Origin of the sequence: Polyangium jinanense (assembly GCF_028435265.1) — a bacterium.
Taxonomy (GTDB): Bacteria; Myxococcota_A; Polyangia; order Polyangiales; family Polyangiaceae; genus Polyangium; species Polyangium jinanense.
In genome coordinates this window covers 121,174-138,057 of record NZ_JAGTJK010000028.1, presented here as the reverse complement: position 1 = coordinate 138,057, position 16,884 = coordinate 121,174, and the positions used below count along the sequence as shown (strand labels likewise).

The window sequence follows — 16,884 nt, the reverse complement described above, 5'->3', positions numbered from 1 at the left end:
TACCCGCATATGTCGCCAGCACCAAAAATGTACCGACCGCTGGAGCGAGGTTCGTTCGATTGATCCTACAAAGTAGGAGGTTGGCGCTGATAGACCTACTGGACGGTTTGTGAGATGAGTTCTAGTGATGCGTCGCGCCCGACGCGATGTACGACCGCTCGGTTCCGACGGCGCAGGTCGCGAACGCCTTGCAGTCGGCCGCCGCCTCGCAGGCGTCGCCCTGCTTGAGCAGCCGATCCAGCTGGTCGGCCGGCGTGCGGGTCGCCATCGCGTTGCACATCGCGTCGATCTTCGCGGGCTCCATGTCGCTCTCCCACTGGACGCGCGATTCCTTCAGGACCACGTCGCGCCCCTCGGTCTTGACGCGCTCGCCGATGCCCTTCGGCATGTCGAGCTCGATGCGGAGGTCGAGCACCGCGGACAGGTAGTCGTCGGTGCACGTGGCCTGTCGCGCGTAGTAGCGATGGCACATGGGCCCGAGATCAGCGATGGTACGCGTGTCGGACGTTGCAGGTGGCGGAGAGGAGGACCCGCCACACGCGGCGAGCAGGAGCACGAGGATGAAGCTGCGGCCATGCAACATGGCCGCGATGATACGTCACGGCGGCGCGCGGAGGATAGTGTTCGCCGTGTGGAACGCTACTTCTTCACGAGCGTCGAGCAGATGGCGAGCGCTTCCTTCGCTTTCTCGAGCGTCGGCGGCGCCTCCGGCAGACGCGACGAGCATAGCAGCCGCGTTTCGCCCTTCTGGTACACGCGCAGCACCGGGAACGTCTTGCTATCCTTCCCGTCGTCCTTGGAGATGAATCCGTCGGCCGTCTCGACGTGGAAGCCCTTCGACCCGAAATTTTCCTTCTCATCGGCCAGCGTGCCCTCGGTGGGGTGCACGTCGATGACGTAGCCGTCGAGCTTGATGCTGACCTTGCCGAACTTTTCCGGGGGGGCAGTCACGCCAGGAGGCAGGCCGATCGACAGCCCCTCGAAACCATCGCCCCCCTGCAGCTCGACGAGAGGCATCTCGTCTTTTTTCGAGCAACCGGAGACGGCAATCGCGGTGATGAAGAGCAATCCGAGGCCGAATGTTCGCTTCATGGGGGCGCGATTGTAGAGCCGAACCTCCGCCGTCGACGCGTCACCGTGTTCGCGTTTCCCCCTCCCGGTGAGGATGCCCGTTCGCTTCCCGATTTCCCCGGGGAAGATGCTCCGACGGCAGCGCTCGCGGGAGCTCGTCGCCGCGGTGCTCGAGGCCACCGTTCGCATCTCGAAGCGGGATCGATTCTGGCCGTGGGCGTTCCATCCGCTACAACTGGACGGATAAGGAGACTTCATGAAGCGCCCTCTCGCGAATCCCCCGTTCGACCCCCAGATCGCGCCGATCCTCCCGGCCCTGGAGGGATATGTGCCGGTCGGTATGACGCCCGACCGCCTGGCTCATTTCCGGGCATTGAAGATGCCGACCATCGAGGAGATCATCGGCGACCGGCCCGTCCAGTGCGTCGACCACACGATCGCCGGTTACGAAGGTGCCGAGATCGTCGTCTCGGTGATCTCCCGCAAGGACCACCAAAAGCCCGGCCCCGGGATCTACAACATCCACGGGGGCGGCATGGTCATGTGCAATCGGTTCGCGGCGGTCAACCCGCTCGTGGACTGGGCCATGAAGCACGACGCGGTGGGCGTCACGGTCGAATACCGACTGGCCCCCGAGCACCCGGCCCCGATCCCCGTCGAGGATTGTTACGCCGGCCTCGCATGGATGGCGAAACATGCCGAGGAGCTCGGGTTCGACCCCGAATGCCTGGTCATCTTCGGCGGCAGCGGCGGCGGCGGGCTCGCGGCGGGCACGACGCTCCTTTCGCGCGACCGGAAGGGACCGAAACTGGCCGGACAATTGCTCCAGTGTCCGATGATCGACGACCGCAACGAGACGGTCTCGTCCCACCAGTACCAGGGCACCGGCATCTGGGATCGCACGAGCAACCTGACGGCCTGGACGGCCGTGCTCGGCGACAGGCGGGGCACCGAAACCGTATCCCCCTACTCCGCACCGGCGCGCGCCATCGACTTGGGTGGCCTGCCGCCGACGTTCATCGACGTGGGCGCCGCCGAGGTGTTCCGTGACGAGGACGTGGCTTACGCCAGCGCCATCTGGGCCGCCGGCGGCGATTGCGAGCTGCACGTATGGGGCGGCGCCTTCCACGGGTTTTACGACATCGCACCCGAGTCGGAGATCGCCAAGGCCTGTCTCGCCGCGCGCGAGGCCTGGCTCGCCAGGCTGCTTTCCCGCTGGCGCGCGAAGCAAACGCCCGCCGGCGAAGACCGTCGCTGATGTCTCTTCTTGGGGCCGCCGTGCCGGGGCGCTGCCCCGGGCCCCGCGGGGGCTGTTCGCCCCTCGACCCGAACCAGGGCAAGCCCTGGACCTTTTGTGGAAGAACTGCGCGATGCGCAGTTCTTCCAACAGGCCGGTGGCAAGACCAGGAAGGGGCGTTGCCCGCTGGCGACGGGCAGGGGCGTCGTTGGTCTTGACCTGGCTGTTCGATGAACTGCGCGATGCGCAGTTCATCGACCCCGGGTCCAGCGCTTGCGCAGGCCCCGGGTCCAGGGGCGGATAGCCCCGGTGGGGCCTGGGGCAAAGCCCCAGCGCAGCGCCTCCCAGATGAGACCAATGCTCAGCCCCAGGCCGGCCCCAGTTGGGCGGACGATCGCTTTTTGATAGCTCCGCGATAAGAGCTTCAATCCCCCTGAATTACGAGCCAAGGAGGTCCCCTCCTAACGGTGCTCCGCGGACTCCTGTTCGTGTTCTGACATTCTCGGTTGACAGGCGCAGGGGCCCCTATCTACGTTCAATCCCCGACGGGAGGTCCAATGCGGGGTTCTCTTACACTTGGTGTGCTCCTTGTGCTTCTGGGTTGCAACAGCAGCGGCAACAACGGCGGTGAAGGAGGTGGGGCGGCCAGCACGTCCGTCGGTGGAGGGACGGCATCGAGCGGCAGCGGAGGGCAAGGCGGCACAGGGGGCATGGGAATGGGCGGAGCCGGCGCCGGGGGCAGCGGCGGCATGGCCGGCACCGGGGGCGACGCGACCGGCGGACAGGGCGGCGTCGGCGGACAGGGCGGAGGCGGCACCGGCGGCTCGGGTGGCGGCGCCGGCGGCGGCGGCACCGGCGGCTCGGGTGGCGGCGCCGGCGGAGGCGGCACCGGCGGCTCGGGTGGCGGCGCCGGCGGAGGCGGAGGCTCGGGCGGAGGCGGCACCGGAGGCTCGGGTGGCGCCGGCGGCGGCGGAGGCTCGGGTGGCGCCGGCGGCGGCGGAGGCTCAGGCGGCGCGGGCGGCGGCGGAGGCTCGGGCGGCGGGACGCTGACGACGACGCTCTACAGCGTGGATTACGACGATGCCCAGATGGAGGAGCGTTTCGGCTACGTGACGCCCTCCACGGGGAAACTTCATACGATGAGCATCCTCCCCGGTGTCATGTCTGTCGGCGACCCGATGGTGCTCAATTCCGTGAAGGGTCGATTCTACCTCCAGACGAACGTCGGCCAGCTCGCGATTGACGTGAAAACCGGCAACGTCGTGGATGTCTCCCCCGCGTGGGAGAGCTACACGGTGCGTGCCCACCCCATCACCGGGGTCCTCTATGCCGTGAGGTGGGACGCCGCGGCCTCCGAGGAGCACTTCGGCACCATCAATCCGGAGACCGGGGTCTTTTCCACCATCAGCACGCTCCCCGGCGTGCTGGGCCTATCGGACGCTCCCGGGATCGATCCGACCGGCAAGAGTTTCTACCTGAGGACGAACCTCGGTTGGCTGACGATCGATGTGAGCACAGGCCTCATCACCCACGTCGCGCCTGATGTGCAAGACGTGGCGGCCCACGAGCTCCATCCGATCACGGGCACGGTGTATGGCCTCCTCAAAGATCCCACCACGTGGGAATTCGCGTTCGGAACGCTGGATCTCCAGACGGGTGTATTTACCCCGATCAAGAGCCTCCCGACCATCACGGGGCACAACGCTCGCGGAGGCATCGACCCGGCGAAGAACGAATACTACGTTTTCGCCAACGTCGGTTATGTCACAATCGACATCACCACGGGAGACATCAAGAACGTCGCGCCGAACCCAGACGACTTCAGCAACGCCTTCGAGTATTACAGCCAGTAAACGCGTCGCCACCCTGGCACGACGCGATTCTCCCTCACCGCTGCGAGAGCCACGCCACGATCTCCGCCTTCGGCACCGCCCAGGCCTCGCCCCCGGCGGCATAGGCCGCCTGGGCCTCCTCCGCGAGCTTTTTCGCGCGGGCACGGTCGCTGCCCGCCGCAACGAGGGCGCGCGCCAGCAAGAATCGCGTCGACGCATCCTTGTACGGTCCCTCGGCCCCCGACGCCCGTAGCGAAAGCGCCCGTTCGAGCAGCGGGATCGCCTCCGCCGGCGCGCCGGTTTCCAGATGCAGCTCGCCCAGCTTTTCCAGCGGCTCGGCGAGATAGACGTGCGTGGGCCCAACGGCCTTCTCGTAGATGGCGACCACCCGCGTGAGGCGAGGACGGGCGTCGGCGAAGGCGCGCTCCTTCATCATCACCTCGGCCAGGTTGAGCAGCGTGGTGCCGAGCGCGGCGTGCTCGGGACCGAGCGCGCGCTCGCGAATGGATAAAGCCCGCTCGGCTGCAGCGCGCGCCGCCGGCAGATCGTTCAGCCGGACATGGACCTCCACGCTATTGTTCAGGACCGTCGCGCAGGCCGGGTGATCCGGGCCGAGCATCCCCTCGAACGTCGCGAGCGCGCCCTGGTAGTGGCCGCGCGCCTCGGCATAACGGCCGAGCGCCACCAGCGCGGCGCCCAGGTTGGTCTTCACCTTGGCGGTGTGGAGGTTCTCGTCGCCGTGCAGCCGCTGCTCGAGCGAAACGGCGCGCGAGGCGGCCTCGAGCGCCCGGTCGAGCTTGCCCTCCTCGAGATAGACGGTCGCCTCGTTGCCGGCCAGCGCCGCCTCGAACTCCGCGTCTCCGCCAAGCCGGGCGATCGCTCCCGCGGCAAGCTCCGCCCACCGGTGCGCGTCCGCGGGGCGGCCGAGCGGGTGGCCCGCCAAAAACACCAGCGAGGTCAGCCCATTCGCGGCTTGCCAATCGTGGCGGCCCGCCTGCGCCGCCCGGATCGAAGCGAGGAAGGTCGCCTCGGCCTCCGCGTGCGCGCCCTGGGACTGCTGCACCTTTCCCAGGAGGTCGAGCGCGTCGGCGAGCAGCGGCTGGTGGGCGATCGCCTTGGCCTCCGTGACCACCTGGTCGGCGAGCGCGCGCGTGGGCGGGAATTTCGCGGCGTCGTACAGCGCCTTGCCACGCGCGAGCTCTCCGCGCGCGGTGTCGATGCGCGCGCGTAGCGCGGGATCGTCCGGCGGCGGCAGCGGCCCGGAGAGCGCCGCCACGTCGGCGCAGGCGCGCACCGGGGTCATCGCGTTCACGGCCTGCACAGCGCGGCTCACCGTGGCGCCGTCCGCCTCGGAGAAGATGTCGACCAGCGCCTTGAGCTCCTTGGCCCGCAGATCGAGGCAGGCCATGCGCAGCGCCAGCACCGACTCCGCCTGCTCGCCGCGCACCCGCGTCGCCTCGCAGGCATCGACATGGCCGGCGACCCAGGCCGCCGCCTGGGCGTCGAGCGCGCGCTCCACCTGCGTGAGCGCCACCGAGGCGAACGGCTGCTTGGAGGCAGTGAACGCGTCGCGAACAGCAGCTCGCCGCCCCTCATCCCACACGCCCGTGAGCTTCGCCTCCGCCCCGCGGCAGAGGCGCTGCTGCTGCCGCGCCATCCAGGCAGGGACGAAGAGGCCGGCGGCGACGAGGACGCCCGCGAGGAGGCCGACGGCGGCGCGGCGGCGGGTCCGTGCGGGGTCGGCCTCGAGCTTCTGGAGCAGCGCTTCCATGGAGGGAAAGCGCTCTTCCTGCTGCGGGCGCAAGGCGCGCAGCAGGGCGCGCCGGACGCGCGCAGGCTCCTCCCCGCCGCTGGGCGGCTCGGCGGGTCCTCGGGCCTTGCTTGCCGAGAGCTCCTCGAGCGTCTTGCCCTCGAAGGCCGAGCGCCGGTACAGCGCCTCGTACAGCGCGACCGCGAAGCTGAACTGGTCCGCGTGCGGGCCCGCCCGCTCGCCGCGGTGCTGCTCCGGGGCCATGTAGATCGGCGTTCCGAGGAGCGCGCCCGTTCGCGTGAGCGCTGGGCCCGCCGCCCCCTCGGCCGTGGCCTTGCCCGAGGCCTCCTCGCTCGTCCAGCCGGCGAGGCCGAAATCGCTGACGCGCACGCGCCCGTCCTTGCCGATGAGCACGTTCGCGGGCTTGAAATCTCGGTGCACGAGGCCCGCGCCGTGGGCTGCCACGAGCCCCCGTCCTGCTTGCGTGAAGCGCTCCAGGATCTCGCGGGCGGGGTGAGGCCCCTCCTCCAGCCAGACGGAGAGCGGCTGCCCGTCGACGTACTCCATGGCGATGAAGATCTGGCCGCCGTGGCTGTCGACGTCGTAGATCGTCACCACGTTCGGGTGCGAAAGCCGCGCGGCGATGCGCGCCTCGCGGAGGAGCCGCGCCGACGCGATGTCGGCCCCGACGCGCGCGGTCACCTCGCCGCGCAGGACCTTGAGCGCCACCTTGCGATCGAGCGTGGGATCGTGCGCAGCGTACACGATCCCCATGCCGCCCCTGCCGAGCACGTCGGAGATGGTGTAGCGGCCGAGCCGTGCGCCGCGCGAAAGCGGGGCCGCGTCATCGAGGGCGGGCGGAGGGGAGGCGCGATCCGCATCGCTTGCCGTGCCGAGCGACGCCCGGGCCGCCGCGATCACCAGCAAGCGGCAGGACTCGCATGCGTCGATGTGGTCATCGAGCTTGCAAGCCTCGGCCGCGGCGAGTCGCCCCTCGACGAACGCGAGGATGGTGTTCTCGGAAGGGTGCTCCATCGTCGTTGCGGGGCTTGTGTATCATGGCCGCGTGCATCCGTATCCGCTGCCCCCCCTGTCCCGCGCCTTCTGCGGGCGCCTCGCGCCCTCGCTTACGGCAAGGCTCGGCGACGTCGACGCGCTGGAGCTCCGCTTGCAATCGCTGCTCGAGGAGGCGCGGCGCGCCTTTCCCGCCGTCACGGTGGACGAGGCGGCGTTCGTCGGCCATCTCGCGGAGCGCATCGCGGGCGAGGACGACCTCGAAGAGGCGCTCTCCAGCGTGCTCGCCGCCGATCTGCTGCTGGCCTTCGCGTGCCTTGCGGGCGACGCCACTGCGCTGCGGGAGCTCGGCCGGCGCATCGACGTCGAGGTCCATGCCGCGCTGCGGGGGATGGCAGCCGCATCCGAGCTCGTCGAGGAGGTGCGATCGGTGCTCGGCCAGAGGCTGCTCGTGGGCGACGGGGGGTCGCCGAAGCTCGCGACGTACGCCGGGCTCGGGCCGCTCCCGGCCTGGATCCGCGTGGCCGCCCTGCGGACGGGGATCAGCTTGCGCAGGCGCGGTCGGCGCGAGGTGCGCGCGGACGAGCGTGCGCTCCTCGCGGCCATGGATCCGAGGCTGGATCCCGAGTCGAGGCTCTCGCGCGAGCGCCACACGGAGGAGCTGCGCGAGGCCCTGCGCGAGGCCATGTCGGCGCTCTCGAGCCGCGACCGCAACCTCTTGCGCATGTACTACGCGGAGGGGATCAAGCTCGACAGGCTGGCGATCATGCACCGCGTGAACGCCTCGACGGTATCCCGCTGGATCGCGCGGGCGCGTGAGGAGGTGCTCGAGCGTACGCGCGGCGGGCTCAGCGCCCGCCTGAAGCTCTCCGCCTCGCAGGTCGAGAGCCTGCTTGGCCTGGCCCAGTCGCTGGACGTGAGCCTGGAGAGTTTGCTCGGGAGATCGGCCGGCTGAGGCCGGGCGAAATTTATTTTCGAGCTTCCGTGCAAGAACCGCGAGCAGCTGGCGTCAGGTAGCGCGAAAGGCGAGCGGGGACCGCGTGCGGGCCGTGGGCGAGGTATGCGCCCGCGCGGGCTCGTGGTCCATCCGCCGATTCCAGGTGAAACCCATGCGGTCGTTGATCGGTATTCTTGTGCCTTCGCTTCTCGTCGGGCTTCTCAGCGTCAGTGGTTGTTCCGGTGGCGGAGGCGGTGCGGACGGCGGAGGAGGCAATGCTGGCGAGGGAGGAGGCGGTGCGGGCGGGGCAGGAGGCGGGGGCCCGACCTGCAATTCGATGGAACAAGGCTTCGTTTCGTGCGGCCCCGAGGGGATTGCCGTCACGTGTCAGCCTGGGACCTACTGCTCGGATCCCACGACCTTGACGTGCTCGGAGGGTTGCGTATCGAACGCGAACTGCGGCTGCGGCGAGGTGTGCACGGATGGCTCCTGTGTCGCCGGGAGTGTATGCGGGGACGATACGTGCACCGGTGACGAGAACTCCTCCACCTGCCCGGCCGACTGCTCGTCGAACCCCTGCGGCAACGGGGTATGCGATGCTGGGGAATCGTTCGAGATTTGCCCCGAGGATTGCGCGCCGCCAAACCCCTGCGGCAACGGGGTGTGCGATGCCGGCGAGTCGTCGCAGACCTGCCCGAACGACTGCCCGCCGAACCCCTGCGGCAATGGGGTGTGCGACGCCGGCGAGTCATCGCAGACCTGCCCTCAGGATTGCCCGGACCCGAAGCTCGAATGCCTCGACCATTGCGACGTGTACAACTTCTTCATGTGCTTCAACCCGGGAGGGCTCCAGATCTGCTACGACGCGTGCGAGGCTGCCACCGACGCGAATCTGAAGCAATTCAACGTCTGCGCCGCGACCGGCTCGACGTCCTGCGACCTCGGCTGCTTCGACTATCTGTGATTGCGCCCGCCGACGGGTGCCGGCTCCCCCCTTTCTCCGCTGGCTCCCAGACGTGAGGCGCCCCCAACGCCCGCTCGCCATTCGTGCACGACTGTGCCACGGTGTGCCGTGCGAGGCGGACATCGGTCGCGAATGATTCGCGGATTTCAGCCCCATCGACGCTTGGCACGAAACGCGCTAAGGCGGCCCCCCCGCGCGCAGTCTCCTGGATAAGAGGCGCGCAACGCGAGGGAAGAGCAATCATGAAACGGCTTCTCATCATGGCGGCGCTGTGCGCCTTGGGGCAACTCGGCTGCAGCAGCGAGGCTGGCGATAACTCCAGCAGCAATGACGATGGCTCTAGCAGCAATGATGATAGCTGTAGCGCCTCGGACCCTTGCACGAGCGGGACGTGCGTCTATCCCCCGGGCGATTGCTCGTCGAACGCGAAAGGATCGTGCGTCGAGATCCTCCAGTGCGACGGCCCTCCCCCAGGCCCCGCATGCCAATGCGATGGCACGGTGCTCGAGAATCCCGACGCGATGTGCTCGCCCTCTGGCCCGCGCCCGACGGCCGCTCTCTGCCAAACAGGCACCTTCGCCTGCGGCGATATCACGTGCAAGCGAAACCTCGAGGTCTGCGTGGCGACGAGCGGAGGCGCCATGCCCACCACGACCCATGCCTGCGTGGCCCTCGACGAGATCAACAACACATGCGTCAATGGTATCCCCGATTGCGCGTGTCTACAGCCCGCTGAATGCGGCGGGGCGCCGTGCTGCTCGGCCGACGCGGACCACCAAGAGACAATCACCCTCAACGCGCCCTGACCTGATCGCGCGAACCATGCAATCGTTGGCAAGAGAGTCTGGGTGCCAACGAGCGATGGTCCACGTGGTTTTCCGCTTGCGCTGCACCAGGCGAGGCACATAAAACTCGCCGGCGCTTGCATCGTCACCTACTTCCTCGTGATGCTGGCACGGCCCCGTCCGTCGTGAATGCCCCAAGCATGAACCACCGACAACCATTTGACGCCGAGAAGGTGAGCGAAGACCTCGCGCACGAGAACGCATCGCTGCGGCAGCGCGTTGCCGAGCTGGAAATCGCTGCACGGCGCTATCAGGCCCTGTTCGACGGGGGCGTCCTCAGCGTTCAGGTCTACGATCCCGAGAGCCGCACCAAGGAGGCGAACACTGGCTGGGAGCAACTCTGGCAGATACCTTTCGATCGGCTTGCCGATTACAGGCTGCTGAAAGACTCCCAGGTCGTCGCCCAGGGGTTCATGCACCTCATCGAGCAGACGTTTCTGGAGGGTAAGACCGCACGGTTGCCCACCATCCGGTACGATCCGCTCCAGAACGAAGCGGTTTGTCACGGGCGTGTCCGCTGGGTCGCCTCGGCGCTCCACCCGGTCAAGGATGCAAACGGTGAGGTGTGCGAGGTGGTGCAGGTCCATTTCGACGTCGGCGAGCTCAAGGACTCGGAGGAGGAGCTGCGGCAGAAGAAGGAGCAGCTCGAGGCCGCCGTTGCAATGCGAACCGCGGAGCTTTCGGAGCAGCTTCGCTTCAGCGAGGAGCAGCAGCACGCGATCGCCGCGCTGTCCACGCCCGTGCTGCGGATCTGGAAGGGCATCCTCGCGCTGCCACTGATCGGACGCATCGATGCGGCAAGAGGCGCGCGCATCCTCGAAGTCCTGCTCCGGTCGATCGTGGAGACGAGCGCGGAGACGGTCATCCTCGACGTCACAGGCGTGCCCGTTCTCGATGCGGACGCGGCACGATATCTGCGCGACGCGGTGCGCGCCGCCGAATTGCTGGGCGCGCAGTGCATGATCGTAGGCATCTCCACGGAAACGGCGCGCACGCTGGTGGACAATGACCTCGGGTTCGAGAATGTACGCACATTTGCGAGCCTGCAGGAAGGTTTGCGTCGCTCGCTGATACGCCGCGACGTGAGGAGATGACGTCCACGGGAGCGGCCAATCCGTCGTGAGCCGCATGCTCGTCAGCCAAGTTGAGCGCGCAGGGCCACTTCGGTTAGCGTGCCGCCATGCGTGACCGCTTCGGCAAGATCGTCTCGTTTGTCGGGGGGGCGGCGCTCGTCGCCGTCTTCGGCACGCTCGGTGCGGGCGCCTGGCGCGACTACCGCATGGCCGGCGCTGGGTGTCGGTCGAGGGCGCCGCGTGGCGTTGCGCGGATCTCCTGGGCCACGTGAGCGACGGCGCGGCATTTTTGCCCGCGCGCGCGGAGGACGGCTCGACGGTGGTCGCGCGCTTCGATCGCCCCATCCAATGCGACGCCGTCGCCGCGCATCCGCTGACCGGCATCATCGAGCCCATGACGCCCGAGCGCGCGGCCGATCTGCGCGCGGCTGGTCTCGCGCTCGCGGACGGCGCGCAGCTGCGGACGCTGGACGTCTGCACGTCCTGCGGCAAGGACAACGCGCGGCTCGGCGTCCTCGTGTGCACCTGCTTCGTGCTCCTGGGCCTCTTCCTCTACCCGCTGCGCCGCGCCTACCAATCGCTGCGGGGCCGAGCCGACGCGTCGCTGCAGGCGGCGATCCAGGCAGCGCCGCAGGCGGCCCAGGCCGACCGGACGGTGCGGGCGTGGGGAGGCGCGGCGCTGGCGGTGGGAGCGCTGGCGTTCGCGCTGGGGGATGGATGGATGGCGTACGGGATCGTGCCGATGCGGTGGATCGGCGTGGTGGCGCTGCTGCTGGGCGGATGGATGATGGCGTTTCCGGCGCGGTACCGGGCGCTGGCCGCGCGGGCGAAGGGACGGGTCTGACGCCGCTCAGCGCCCGCAGGCCAGCATCGGGAGGATGGCGTCCTCGATCAGGTGCGTCGTCTGCTGGTGCATGCCGCGCATGTTGTAGTTCGTGCGGGTCACGACCACCGCCGCGTCGAGCGCCGGGAACATCACCACCGCATTGCCGCCGTTGCCGCCCATGAACCAGCCCGTCTGCGCGCCGCACGGCGTCTGGTACACGCGCGTCCAGAACAGGTAGCCATAGTGCTGTTCGGGCATCGCCTCGCGGTGCACCGAAAGCGCCGCGTCGACGAAGGCCGCCGGCACGACCTGCGCCCCGCCCGCCCGGCCGTGCGCGAGCACGAGCCGCGCGAGCGCCGCGAGGTCACGCGTGCGCAGCCGCAGCCCCCCGCCCGTCATGATCTCGCCGGTCGGCGATTTCGAGAATTCCCAGCGCGTGATCCCGAGCGGCGCGAACAGGTGCTCCGCCATGAAACGGTCGATCGGCTGGTGCGCTGCGCGCTGGACGATCTGGCCGAGCAGGAACACCCCCGCGGTGCAGTAGTGCCACGGCCCGCGCCCGCTTGCGTCACGCTGGTAGTCCGCGCGCACCGGCACGTCGACCGCCCAGCGCGCCCATTCCTGCTTCGGGTACATCTTCTCTTCGTTGCCGGGCGATGCTTCGTCGTCGTCGTTGCAGTCGAGCGCCGACGACATCGTCAACAAGTCCTCGATCGTAATCGCCGCCTTGCCCGGCTCGTCGTGCGCGAACGGCCCGAGGTCCGAAAGGTACGCGAACGCCGGCGCGTCGAGCCCCGGCAGCGCGTGGCGTTCGATTGCGATCCCGACCGCGAGCGCGGTCAACGATTTCGTCGCCGAGCGCGTGTCGTGCAGCGTCTCCGGCGTCGCGCCGGCGAAGTATTGCTCGTATTCGACCTGACCGCCGCGCGTGACGAGCACGCTTGTCGTCTTCGGCGCGTCGCCGCGCGCGAGCGCCCCGGCGATGCCGTCGTAGCGCGCCGGGCTGGCGCCACATCCCCACAGAAACAAGGCAATGAGCACGATCCACATGCCCCTGGCCATGTCATGTTGCGCCGTCCACGTCTTGTACGCGCGCAACCTCGTGGCCCGCCCTAGCCACGGTACTGCCGGCGGTACGCGCCCGGGCTCGTCGCGAACGTCCGCGCGAACGTGCGCGTCAGGTGGCTCTGGTCGACGAAGCCGCACGCCGTCGCGATCTCCGCGAGCGGCCGCCCGGTCGTACGCACCAGAAGCGCCGCACGTTCGATCCGGCAGCGCCGCACGTACTCGCCCGGCGTGCAGCCAAAAAACCGCCGAAACATGCGCGCGAGGTAGACCGGGTGCACCCCCGCCGCCGCCGCGACCTCCGCCATCGTCAGCTCGTCGCGCGACCGATCGTGCAGCACCTCGCGCGCTCGGGCGAGCCAGCGCGGCGGCCGCCGTTCCACCGCGTGCGCGCGGCTGAACGTGCCAAAAAGCTCCAGGCAAAGCGCCTCGAGCGCCAGCGCGTCGCCCCCTTGCGCTGCGAACGCCGCGATCCGGTGCGCGATCGCGAGGGCGGCCGGCTCCCACATGCGGATCGCCGCCTCGCTCGGCGCCGCCACCTCCGCCGCCTCCGCGAACCGCGCCGCCGACACCGACACGCCCGCAAATCGGCCGCAGTGCTCCGGGAACGTGTCCTCGTGCGTCGTCCCCGGCGGGTTGTAGATCAGCGCGGGCTCCGCGTGCAGGTGCCCCGCACCACGCGCCGACGACAGATAATGACCGTCGAGGAGCAAGATGAAGTGCGCGTCCTCGTGCGTGTGGCGCGCGACCGGCCGCGCTGGATCCGCCGCCGCGATCGAGAGCGAGAAGCCCGCGACGTCGCGACGCACCTCGCGCGTGCCGAAGAACTCTCCGTGCTGCAGCATCGGCTGGGCCACCGATCGAGGATGCGACACCGAGCGTGCAGCGAATCCAAATGGGTCTGGAAAGTCAAGCCCCATGACGCGGGCCCTCGCACGCCGGCTCTGACGGCTCGTCTCTCGGCGCGGCTTCGAGGCCCGCGACAATGAGCTGGATCCCGTAGCGGAACCGCGCATCGAGGTCGGCGTCGAGCAAGTCTGTGGAAGCCTCTCCGAGGTGCGGGTACGCGCCGCGGGCGAGCGCCGCCCGGAGGTGTTCCGGATCGACCTTGCCGCCCTCCGTACCGGGAGGCGGCGCCAGGGCTTGCTCCTCGAGGGTGAAGCCGATCGTGTAGTAGACCATCGTCCAGGTCCCCCACGCGGCGGCGCGCGGCGAAAGCCCTGCCTCGCGCAGCGCGCCGACCCACGTGTCCGCGAAGCGGAGCGTGTTCTCCTGCGTCACGTAGGTTCCCGCGAAGACCCGCGCTCCGTCGCGGTGCGCGAGCAGCGCCCGGCGGAGCCGCTCGGCCATGTGGGCCGCCCGGTCCATCCACGTGAGCCCCTCCGGGGCGCGGGCCACGCAGTCCGCCAGCATGGCTTCCGCCATGGCGTCGAGCAGCTCCTGCTTGTTCTTCACATGCCAGTAGAGCGTGGCCGCCTGCACGTTCAGCTCCTGCCCGAGCCGGCGCATCGTCAGCGCGTCGAGACCGACCTCGTCCAGGAGGTGCAGCGCCGTCGAAACCACCTGCTCGCGTCGTAGTCGCATCGCAGCTCCTCGTTCTTTCCTTCCTTCGTGCCGTTCTGCCCCGCCCGAGCCGGGAAGGCGAGCCCGCGCCGCCTCCTTGACTCTAACACTGTTCGAGTTACTCTAACGTTGTTAGAGTTAGAGACCTGGAGGGTTCCATGGTGACGGACACGGACGTGGTGATCGTGGGGGCAGGCCCGGTCGGGCTGATGCTGGCGTGCGAGCTCGCGCTCGCGAGGGTCCGGGTACGCGTGCTGGAGCAGCGGACGGCGCGGATGGAGCAGTCGCGCGCGCTCACGCTGCACCCGCGCAGCCTCGAGATTCTCGACCAGCGCGGGATCGTGGGCCGCTTCCTGGAACGCGGAATCCCGATCCCCACGGGGCATTTCGCGATGCTCGACACCCGGCTCGACTTCTCGCGCCTCGACACGGGGCACCCCTACACGCTGTTTTTGCCCCAGGCCCGCAGCGAGGAGCTCCTGGAGGCGCGGGCGCGGGAGCTGGGCGCCGAGATCCTGCGCGGCCACGCGGTCGTCGAGGTCACGGAGCGGGAAGGAAGCGTCGCGCTGCGGGTCGAGGGCCCCGAGGGCCTGCGCGACGAACGCGCGAGTTACGCCGTGGGCTGCGACGGGGCGGCGAGCGTGGTGCGCCGCTCGGTCGGCATCGCCTTTCCGGGGAGCGAGACGACGCTGACGGCTTTCCTTGGCGACGTCGAGGTGGCGGAACACCCTGCCAGGCCGGGCTCCCGCGTGGGCCCGCATGGCGGCGTGATGGTGGTCCCTCTCGGCGACGGAGGTTACCGCTTCGTCGTATTCGATCCGCAGAGGATGCACGCGGACAGGTCCGAGCCGGTCACGCTGGACGAGCTGCGGAGCTCCGTGCAGCGGATCCTCGGCACGGACTTCGGAATGCGCGACCCTCGCTGGCTGTCGCGGTTCGGCAACGCGACGCGGCTTTCGGAGCGATATCGCAGAGGGCGCGTCTTTCTCGCGGGCGACGCCGCGCACATCCATTTCCCCGCCGGCGGCCAGGGGCTCAACGTCGGTCTGCAGGACGCGATGAACCTCGGCTGGAAGCTCGCAGCCGCCGTGAAAGGCTGGGCGCCGCCCCACCTGCTCGACAGCTACCACGAAGAGCGACACCCCGTCGGCCGCGCGCTTTCGCGCAACACGGAGGCCCAGACCAGGCTCATGGACGTCTCGGATCCCGGCCTGGCCCTCCGCGAGATCATGAACGACCTGCTCGGCATCGAAGCCGTGAACCGGCGCCTCGCCGGGCAGATCAGCGCGCTCGACATCGCTTATCCTCCTGCCGCGGGCGCCGCGGCGCACGCATGGGTCGGCAAGAGGGCACCCGACCGCGCGCTCGAGTCGGGGCGCGGCGCGACGCGCCTCTACGAGCTCTTGCACGCGGGTCGGTACGTGCTGCTCGATTTCGCCGACGACGCAGAGCTCCAGACCACGAGCGAGGCGTGGAGGGATCGCGTCGACGTCATCCAGGCGAAGGTCGCGGCCCCGCAGACCGATCTATCTGCTATCGATGCGCTCCTGGTGAGGCCGGACGGGCACGTCGCCTGGGCGAGCGACGGCGAAAGGCGCGCGACACGCCTCGACGATCTCCGGGCTGCGCTCATGCACTGGTGCGGGCCCGCGTGAGATTGGCCGGTCGACGGGAATGATGCTGGGATGGACGCCTAGCCATCCGCGCGCAGCGGCCGTACCTCCGCGCCCTTGATCTCCAGCACTTCGGGTTTGCCGCCGTAAAACTTCGACATCCCTACGTCGATACGAAAGACTTGCTCGTCGCACGCGGAGGTGATGCCGCCGCGCTGCACCGTGTGTCCGACGACCATACGCTTGGCTGGGATCATCGCCAGGGTCTCCTTCAGCACGCGACAGTCGTCCGGACCGGTCGTAGCCGAGTATCGCCGCAGCCAAACAGGGCCATCCTCCGCGGTGATGATCGCGGGCAAATCCTTCGCGGAGCCGTCCATCCACGCGCTCGCCTCGCGGTTCATGCGATCGATGCCGTAACGAACGTGCTTGGGTGAGATGCCCCCATGAACGAAGACCGTGTCGCCGACGACGGCGACGAGGTTGCGCTTCGCGAGCTTCTTCGCATACGGGCCTCCTGGAAGGAACGCGGCGGCGCGCGCCTTGCCCGGCGCAGGCACCCGCTCGAGGCGCGGATCCGTGGTCGTGACGCCCGAGATCCCCACGAAATCCTTGAATGCGTCGTCGGTCACGTAGCGGAGGTCGACCTGCACGTTCATCACCTCGTGATTGCCGTTGAGCGCGATCACGGCGCCGCCCGTGAGTTTGGCCTCGTCGGCGAGGCGCTCGAAGAGATCGACGATGTCCCGATCCTCGTCGCCACGATCGATCTCGTCCCCGGTCTGCACGACCATGAGATCCTTGCCAATCCAGCGATCCTTCTCATCGATCGCCCCAGCCATCCGGAGCGCCACGCGTGTCGCCGCGAGGTCGCCGTGGAGGTCACCAATGGCGACGATCCTTGCCGGTGCGGGAATGCGCTGGACCGGCTCGGGTTGCGGCGTTGTGGCGGTCGCCGTGGGGGCGCTCGCGCCGGGGCCAGCCTTCGGTCCCATGGTGCTCGGGGGGACCGCGGGATTCGGCTCCGGGATGCTTTTGTCGCAGCCGATGAGGGCGGAGGCGAGGATAACCAGGGAAAGGGAGCGGATCTGCGC

General features: G+C 69.0%; 16 protein-coding genes. 9 read left to right on the top strand and 7 right to left on the bottom strand.

Annotation, left to right across the window (positions count from 1 at the left end):
- Positions 1-121: 121 nt before the first annotated feature.
- Together KEG38_RS35845 and KEG38_RS35840 are read right to left on the bottom strand one after the other, a co-directional pair.
- Positions 122-583, bottom strand: coding sequence for a hypothetical protein (locus KEG38_RS35845; RefSeq protein WP_272424888.1), 462 nt, complete (start codon positions 581-583; stop codon positions 122-124).
- Positions 584-639: 56 nt separating this feature from the next.
- Positions 640-1,092 carry a hypothetical protein gene (locus tag KEG38_RS35840; protein ID WP_272424887.1) on the bottom strand — a complete coding sequence of 151 codons (453 nt, stop codon included), beginning with the start codon at positions 1,090-1,092 and terminating at the stop codon, positions 640-642.
- Positions 1,093-1,327: 235 nt separating this feature from the next.
- Between KEG38_RS35840 and KEG38_RS35835 the strand changes: the two genes are divergently transcribed.
- The gene (locus KEG38_RS35835; protein WP_272424886.1) at positions 1,328-2,329 is read left to right on the top strand and encodes an alpha/beta hydrolase; all 1,002 of its coding nucleotides are present in this window, start codon (positions 1,328-1,330) and stop codon (positions 2,327-2,329) included.
- A 689-nt stretch (positions 2,330-3,018) separates the two neighbouring features.
- Positions 3,019-4,161: a hypothetical protein gene (locus KEG38_RS35830; protein ID WP_272424885.1), complete on the top strand. Its 1,143-nt coding sequence runs from the start codon at positions 3,019-3,021 to the stop codon at positions 4,159-4,161.
- Positions 4,162-4,195: 34 nt separating this feature from the next.
- Here KEG38_RS35830 and KEG38_RS35825 read toward each other — a convergent pair whose 3' ends face one another.
- A complete protein-coding gene (locus tag KEG38_RS35825; protein WP_272424884.1) occupies positions 4,196-6,925 on the bottom strand; it encodes a serine/threonine-protein kinase in 2,730 nt (909 codons plus the stop codon).
- 31 nt (positions 6,926-6,956) lie between these two features.
- Between KEG38_RS35825 and KEG38_RS35820 the strand changes: the two genes are divergently transcribed.
- The 6 genes from KEG38_RS35820 (at position 6,957) to KEG38_RS35795 (ending at position 11,567) form a co-directional block, all read left to right on the top strand.
- Complete coding sequence (locus tag KEG38_RS35820; RefSeq protein ID WP_272424883.1) at positions 6,957-7,859, top strand: sigma factor-like helix-turn-helix DNA-binding protein; 903 nt, start codon at positions 6,957-6,959, stop codon at positions 7,857-7,859.
- 319 nt (positions 7,860-8,178) lie between these two features.
- Positions 8,179-8,805 carry a hypothetical protein gene (locus tag KEG38_RS35815; RefSeq protein WP_272424882.1) on the top strand — a complete coding sequence of 209 codons (627 nt, stop codon included), beginning with the start codon at positions 8,179-8,181 and terminating at the stop codon, positions 8,803-8,805.
- Between the two features lie 242 nt (positions 8,806-9,047).
- Positions 9,048-9,611 carry a hypothetical protein gene (locus KEG38_RS35810; protein WP_272424881.1) on the top strand — a complete coding sequence of 188 codons (564 nt, stop codon included), beginning with the start codon at positions 9,048-9,050 and terminating at the stop codon, positions 9,609-9,611.
- Positions 9,612-9,790: 179 nt separating this feature from the next.
- Entirely contained in the window at positions 9,791-10,744 is a 954-nt protein-coding gene (locus tag KEG38_RS35805; protein ID WP_272424880.1) for an STAS domain-containing protein, read from the top strand.
- An 86-nt stretch (positions 10,745-10,830) separates the two neighbouring features.
- Positions 10,831-10,995, top strand: a complete 165-nt coding sequence (locus KEG38_RS35800; protein ID WP_272424879.1) for a hypothetical protein — start codon at positions 10,831-10,833, stop codon at positions 10,993-10,995.
- On the top strand, positions 10,992-11,567 hold the full coding sequence (locus tag KEG38_RS35795) for a hypothetical protein (protein ID WP_272424878.1): 576 nt from the start codon (positions 10,992-10,994) through the stop codon (positions 11,565-11,567). Before KEG38_RS35800 ends, KEG38_RS35795 begins: the two co-directional genes overlap by 4 nt.
- Positions 11,568-11,573: 6 nt before the next feature.
- Here the strand turns inward: KEG38_RS35795 and KEG38_RS35790 are convergent, their stop codons facing one another.
- From KEG38_RS35790 to KEG38_RS35780, 3 genes are read right to left on the bottom strand one after another with little or no spacing between them, the layout of a single operon-like run.
- Positions 11,574-12,611: a serine hydrolase domain-containing protein gene (locus KEG38_RS35790; RefSeq protein ID WP_272424877.1), complete on the bottom strand. Its 1,038-nt coding sequence runs from the start codon at positions 12,609-12,611 to the stop codon at positions 11,574-11,576.
- A 50-nt stretch (positions 12,612-12,661) separates the two neighbouring features.
- Positions 12,662-13,471, bottom strand: coding sequence for a helix-turn-helix transcriptional regulator (locus tag KEG38_RS55755; RefSeq protein WP_272424876.1), 810 nt, complete (start codon positions 13,469-13,471; stop codon positions 12,662-12,664).
- Positions 13,472-13,523: 52 nt separating this feature from the next.
- Positions 13,524-14,198: a TetR/AcrR family transcriptional regulator C-terminal domain-containing protein gene (locus KEG38_RS35780; protein ID WP_272424875.1), complete on the bottom strand. Its 675-nt coding sequence runs from the start codon at positions 14,196-14,198 to the stop codon at positions 13,524-13,526.
- Positions 14,199-14,335: 137 nt separating this feature from the next.
- Here KEG38_RS35780 and KEG38_RS35775 point away from each other — a divergent pair, with 137 nt between their 5' ends.
- Positions 14,336-15,832 carry a monooxygenase gene (locus KEG38_RS35775; RefSeq protein ID WP_272424874.1) on the top strand — a complete coding sequence of 499 codons (1,497 nt, stop codon included), beginning with the start codon at positions 14,336-14,338 and terminating at the stop codon, positions 15,830-15,832.
- A 38-nt stretch (positions 15,833-15,870) separates the two neighbouring features.
- Here KEG38_RS35775 and KEG38_RS35770 read toward each other — a convergent pair whose 3' ends face one another.
- Complete coding sequence (locus KEG38_RS35770) at positions 15,871-16,785, bottom strand: metallophosphoesterase (protein WP_272424873.1); 915 nt, start codon at positions 16,783-16,785, stop codon at positions 15,871-15,873.
- Positions 16,786-16,884 lie beyond the last annotated feature (99 nt).

Bases quoted from the DNA above. Each gene is read 5' to 3' on its own strand.
- KEG38_RS35770 (WP_272424873.1), bottom strand. From the start codon at position 16,785: ATGGGACCGAAGGCTGGCCCCGGCGCGAGCGCCCCCACGGCGACCGCC.
- KEG38_RS35775 (WP_272424874.1), top strand. From the start codon at position 14,336: ATGGTGACGGACACGGACGTGGTGATCGTGGGGGCAGGCCCGGTCGGG.
- KEG38_RS35825 (WP_272424884.1), bottom strand. From the start codon at position 6,925: ATGGAGCACCCTTCCGAGAACACCATCCTCGCGTTCGTCGAGGGGCGA.
- KEG38_RS35835 (WP_272424886.1), top strand. From the start codon at position 1,328: ATGAAGCGCCCTCTCGCGAATCCCCCGTTCGACCCCCAGATCGCGCCG.
- KEG38_RS35805 (WP_272424880.1), top strand. From the start codon at position 9,791: ATGAACCACCGACAACCATTTGACGCCGAGAAGGTGAGCGAAGACCTC.
- KEG38_RS35840 (WP_272424887.1), bottom strand. From the start codon at position 1,092: ATGAAGCGAACATTCGGCCTCGGATTGCTCTTCATCACCGCGATTGCC.
- KEG38_RS35790 (WP_272424877.1), bottom strand. From the start codon at position 12,611: ATGGCCAGGGGCATGTGGATCGTGCTCATTGCCTTGTTTCTGTGGGGA.
- KEG38_RS35800 (WP_272424879.1), top strand. From the start codon at position 10,831: ATGCGTGACCGCTTCGGCAAGATCGTCTCGTTTGTCGGGGGGGCGGCG.
- KEG38_RS35830 (WP_272424885.1), top strand. From the start codon at position 3,019: ATGGGAATGGGCGGAGCCGGCGCCGGGGGCAGCGGCGGCATGGCCGGC.
- KEG38_RS35845 (WP_272424888.1), bottom strand. From the start codon at position 583: ATGTTGCATGGCCGCAGCTTCATCCTCGTGCTCCTGCTCGCCGCGTGT.
- KEG38_RS35810 (WP_272424881.1), top strand. From the start codon at position 9,048: ATGAAACGGCTTCTCATCATGGCGGCGCTGTGCGCCTTGGGGCAACTC.
- KEG38_RS35815 (WP_272424882.1), top strand. From the start codon at position 8,179: ATGGAACAAGGCTTCGTTTCGTGCGGCCCCGAGGGGATTGCCGTCACG.
- KEG38_RS35780 (WP_272424875.1), bottom strand. From the start codon at position 14,198: ATGCGACTACGACGCGAGCAGGTGGTTTCGACGGCGCTGCACCTCCTG.